Origin of the sequence: Flavobacterium sp. (assembly GCF_044371705.1) — a bacterium.
Taxonomy (GTDB): Bacteria; Bacteroidota; Bacteroidia; order Flavobacteriales; family Flavobacteriaceae; genus Flavobacterium.
On sequence record NZ_JBILTE010000181.1, the window covers coordinates 1 to 5,169 of the forward strand.

A 5,169-nucleotide genomic window follows, 5' to 3' on the forward strand; every position below is an offset into this window, starting at 1 on the left:
GCACTGTATTCGGTTGTTTTACCGTCGGTAGCCGTAACGTCTACTTTTTTGCCCGGTTTTAATTTACCAAAACCTTCGATGACATCTATTTTATTTTTTTTCATTAAAAATTGTACGCCTTTGCTCATGCCGTCGGCTACGCCACGACTGCGTGCGATTACTGCACCAAAATCTTTGTCAAACGACGAAACGGTTAAACCGTAATCTGCAGCGTGTTTTAGGTATTCAAACACCTGAGCTGATTTTAAAAGAGCTTTGGTTGGAATACAACCCCAGTTCAAACAAACGCCACCCAAACTTTCTTTTTCAATAACAGCTACTTTAAAGCCTAATTGCGAGGCACGAATGGCTGTTACATATCCACCGGGACCACTACCTAAAACAATAATATCGTATTTCATATCTAATAAATTTGCCTATTAAGAGATTGCGAAATTAAGGATAAAATATGTTTTTAGAAAGTTTCGAAGGGGAAATTTAGTTGTTGTTTCAAGTTTCAGGTTTCAAGTTTCAGGTTTCAAGTTTCAGGTTTCAAGTTTCAGGTTTCAAGTTATGGATTGAAAGTTGTTCTTAATGAAGGACGTGCACAACCTGACGAAGTACTACTAATCGTTTCCTCTTTTATATAGATTTTAAAGATTATATTTTTTTTACAGATATACTGCAAAAAACTCAATTAACTGAAGCTTACTTTCAAATTTACAGAATTAAAAAAAAGACCAATCCACAAACGAACATTCAGGCTTTCCAGATACTTATCAGGAGTTGAAGCTCTTTTAACTTGAAACCTGAAACCTGAAACCTGAAACTAAAACCTCCTATCCCTCCACCACAAACTGCGAGTCGTACAAATTCTTGTAAAACCCATCTGTTTTTTGAAGTAATTCGGTGTGGGTACCTTGCTCAACGATGGTTCCTTTGTCCATTACAATGATTTTACTCGCGTTGATAACCGTTGCCAATCGGTGAGCGATAACAATGGAAGTGCGACCTTTGGTGATTTTTTCGGTGGCGGTTTGAATCAACTCTTCCGAATAGGTGTCGATGGAGGAAGTGGCTTCATCTAAAATCAAAATGCTTGGATTACTTACATAGGCTCGCAAAAAGGCAATTAACTGTCGCTGACCCGAAGAAAGCATCACGCCACGCTCTTTTACGTTATAGTCATACCCGCCGGGCAGACTCATAATGAATTCATGTACACCAATTTCTTTGGCAGCGTTAATCACATCTTCTCCGGAAATGGAAGGGTTATAGAGTGTAATATTGTTTAAAATCGTGTCGGCAAACAAAAAGACATCTTGTAAAACCACTGCAATCTGTTTGCGTAAACTTTGCAGTTCAAATGCATTGATGTCGGTTCCGTCGATGATGATACTTCCCTCTTGAATATCGTAGAAGCGGTTTAATAAATTTATAATCGTCGATTTTCCGGCACCGGTGGAACCTACAATAGCGATGGTTTCGCCGGCTTTTACTTGCAAATTCAAACCTTTAATGACTTCCTCATTTTTGATGTAACCGAAGCGAACGTCGGTAAAGGTAATATCTCCTTTAAAATGCGGAGCTTCCAGTGTGCCGTTTTCCTGCACTTGGTCGTCAATGTCTAAAACATTGAAAACACGATTGGCAGAAATCATTCCCATTTGAAGCTCGTTGAATTTATCGGCAATCTGACGCAACGGATTGAACAGCATGTTGATAAGCATGGTGTAAGCTACTAAATCACCAAAGGTGGTGGTAGTATCTCCTCCAATAATTTCCATTCCGCCATACCAAACGATGAATCCCAAAGTAAAGGAAGAAATGATATCAGCTACCGGAAAGAAAATAGAGTTGTACCAAACTGTTTTTATCCACGCCTTGTTGTGTTTGTCGTTGATGCCTTTGAATTTTTCATATTCGATGGCTTCCCGCGAAAACAATTGGACGATTTTCATCCCCGTTACCCGCTCCTGAACAAACGTATTGAGGTTGGCTATTTGCGTGCGAACTTCCTCAAAGGCACCTTTCATTTTTATCTGGAAAATACGTGTAGCATACACCAAAATTGGCATGGCCAAAATGACGATGAAGGATAGCTTCCAGTTCATATAAAACATAAAAACCAGTACGACCACCATTTTCATCAGGTCACTAATAATCATAAAGAGTCCCTGACTGAAGATTCGGGCAATCGATTCGATATCCGAAACCGAGCGGGTAACTAATTGTCCCACCGGAGAATTGTCAAAATACGACATTTTAAACCGCATGAAATGGTTGAATAATTTCACACGAATGTCACGTACGATGTCTTGTCCTAACCAATTGGCCCAATACACAAAATAAAATTGCGAAAGCACCTCCATTAGTAAAACAACACCCATCAAAACCACATAATACAACAAGCCTTGTGCATCTTCTGTCTTGATATAGTTGTCAACCGTTTCCTTCAACAAATAGGGGCGAAGGGCTGCAAATACAGAAAGCGAGACGGCCCAAATAACTACCCCATTAAATCGCCATTGATAGGGTTTGGTGTATTTGAGGATTCGTTTAAACAATAAAGTGTCAAATGCTTTCATGGTTTTTTAGGCGTTTAGGTACGGATAGGTTATTTGAGTAAGATATAAACCGTGAGCGGGGACTGAAAATCCGGCTTGACTGCGGTCTTTGCTATCCAAAATTTTCTGCAAATCTGGCATCGTTATTTTTTCCAAACCAATGTTGATAAAAGTGCCTACAATGGCTCTTACCATATTTCGCAAGAATCGATCGGCTGTTATAGTAAATATTACTTGATTACCTTTTTTTTGCCAATGAGCTTGTGTGATTTTGCAATTAAAGGTGAATACATCGGTATGGGCTTTTGAAAAACATTCAAAATCAGTATGATGGAGTAAAAGAGCCGTTGCTTCGTTCATCAATTGAAGGTTCAGAGGTTGTGCATACAACCAACTCCCTTCGCTGATAAAAGCATCTTTAAAGGTATGGATTTGGTATTCGTAGGTTCGCGAAGTCGCATCAAATCGTGCATGAGCATCGTCAGAAACGTGAATGATGTTATAAATCACGATCGATTTTGGTAAATACGAATTGAGTTTGGTCACCCAAAAAGGAGCATCCAATACATCAGGGTAATCAAAATGAGCAAACATTTGTTTGGCGTGTACACCGGCATCGGTTCTACCCGCACCTACAATTTCAATGGATGTTTTTAGCAATAAAGAAAGTGCTTTTTCCAAAGTTTCCTGCACAGAAGCGGCATTGGGCTGCGATTGCCACCCATGGTAATTGGTTCCGTTGTATGCTAATTCAATAAAGTATCTCATAATCGATTGGCAAAGATAATTGAATTGAATAATTAGGTTTGGGATTGGGGGTATAATTTTGCGTTAAAAGTAAATTGCGGGGTTAAGGTTGCGGGTTGCGGGTTTCGGGTTTCGGGTTTCATGTTTCATGTTTCAGGTTTCGGGTTTCAAGTTTCACGTTTTGAATAAATACTTTAATTTTACGAAAATTAATTCCCACACTTGAAAAAGATTCTATTACTTTCCGACACACACAGTTATTTGGACGACAAGATTTTAAAGCACGTTGATTGGGCCGATGAGGTATGGCATGCAGGAGATATTGGTGATTTGATGGTAACCGATACTTTAAAAAAATTAAAACCACTTCGGGCGGTTTATGGAAATATCGACAACAATGAAGCTCGAATGGAATTTCCGCTAAACAATCGGTTTTGGTGTGAAGAGGTAGAAGTGTTGATGACGCATATTGGCGGTTATCCGGGAAAGTACAATCCCGCCATCAGGCAAGAATTGCAAATGAACCCGCCCAAGTTATTTATTTGCGGCCATTCGCATATATTAAAAGTGCAATTTGACAAGCAATTGAATTTGTTGCACATGAATCCGGGAGCGGCAGGTATTCATGGCTTTCATCAGGTGCGAACGATGTTGCGATTTGTAATTGACGGAACAACAATCAAAGATCTAGAAATAATTGAGTTTGAAAAACGCGTTTAGTCTTTTGGAATTTGCAGGCGAATCGTTATTTCGGAACCTTGATTGGGTTTGGTTTTTAAGTCAAAACTACCTTCTAAATTTTTAAGTCGGGCTTTAATTTGTGATAACCCAAAACCTTGATTAGATAGATATCGCTGTTCACCAAAACCTATTCCGTTGTCTCGAACCTTTAAAATTAGTTTACCTGCATCTTCTTTTATACTTACATATCCTTTGCTAGCTTTACTATGTTTGATGATATTGTTCATCAATTCAGTAATAATAAAGTAAATTTTCACCTCAAAATCTAACTGATAGCGAGTTTCGGAAGCTATTTTTCCGCCAAATTCAAAGGAAAGCAAGGAATTGGAATTTTTCTCACACAAATCTAATAACGCATGATGCAACCCTAGTTTGGCTAAAACAGGTGGAATTAATTCGTGCGACAAATCGCGTACCTTATCGTGGGCATCTTTTAACAACGAACGTGCTTTGATGATTTCGTCGGGTTGTTCTTTTTGATGGGTTGCTAAAAAAGCAGACAAATGCAATCCTGCCGATGATAAAAGTGCACTAATATTATCATGCAGCACTTGTGAGAGTTTTTGGCGTTCCAATTCCTGCCCGTCTAAGGAGGCGTTAATGATGTTTTCTTGAATTTCGCTATCAATTTCTTTGATCTTATTTCGTTGTTTTAGCTTTAAGTTTTGATAGTAGAAATAAAACAGGATGATACTAAATATAAAAAGGCAAACAAAAACAATAATAATTTTTCTGTTCCGCGATTGTCTGTCTTCTAATAATTTTTTTTCCTGATAGAATTTGGCTTCAATTTCATTGATTTTGTATTTAATTTCAACTTCTCGTGCAGCGTCACTTATTTGTGTATTGTATACTTTTTCTTTGTATTCGATGGCTTGATTGAGATAGCTGTTTGCTTTTTCGAAGTCTTTTAAATTTTCATAGGCGTACGTTAAATTTAAAAAAGTCTCAATCAATTCATTGTCATTCATGTCCTTCCGGTACTTATCCAAAGTTTCATTGTAATAATCAGCCCCTTTCTGAAAATCCTGTTCAACAACCATGAAGTAATATCCCAAATTACTCAATGCACTGATTTTAATGGAAGATTTATCTGTTTTTTGAGAAAGTACTAAACATGTATCTAAATATTTTT

The 5,169-nt window shown here is 38.0% G+C and carries 5 protein-coding genes; 1 reads left to right on the top strand and 4 read right to left on the bottom strand.

Annotation, left to right across the window (positions count from 1 at the left end; genetic code table 11):
• The 3 genes from ACIQ2S_RS11050 to truA all read right to left on the bottom strand — a co-directional run.
• On the bottom strand, positions 1 to 401 hold a 401-nt coding region (locus ACIQ2S_RS11050), incomplete at its 3' end, for an FAD-dependent oxidoreductase (RefSeq protein WP_396175937.1).
• 417 nt (positions 402 to 818) lie between these two features.
• Positions 819 to 2,567, bottom strand: a complete 1,749-nt coding sequence (locus ACIQ2S_RS11055; RefSeq protein ID WP_396175940.1) for an ABC transporter ATP-binding protein — start codon at positions 2,565 to 2,567, stop codon at positions 819 to 821.
• A gap of 6 nt (positions 2,568 to 2,573) precedes the next feature.
• Complete coding sequence (gene truA / locus ACIQ2S_RS11060; RefSeq protein WP_396175942.1) at positions 2,574 to 3,314, bottom strand: tRNA pseudouridine(38-40) synthase TruA; 741 nt, start codon at positions 3,312 to 3,314, stop codon at positions 2,574 to 2,576.
• Between the two features lie 201 nt (positions 3,315 to 3,515).
• On the opposite strand from truA, the gene ACIQ2S_RS11065 reads away from it, so the two are divergent.
• Complete coding sequence (locus ACIQ2S_RS11065) at positions 3,516 to 4,013, top strand: metallophosphoesterase family protein (RefSeq protein ID WP_396175944.1); 498 nt, start codon at positions 3,516 to 3,518, stop codon at positions 4,011 to 4,013.
• Here the strand turns inward: ACIQ2S_RS11065 and ACIQ2S_RS11070 are convergent.
• A partial coding sequence (locus ACIQ2S_RS11070) for an ATP-binding protein (RefSeq protein WP_396175946.1) occupies positions 4,010 to 5,169 on the bottom strand: 1,160 nt, incomplete at its 5' end. The two genes, ACIQ2S_RS11065 and ACIQ2S_RS11070, sit on opposite strands and share 4 nt — an antisense overlap.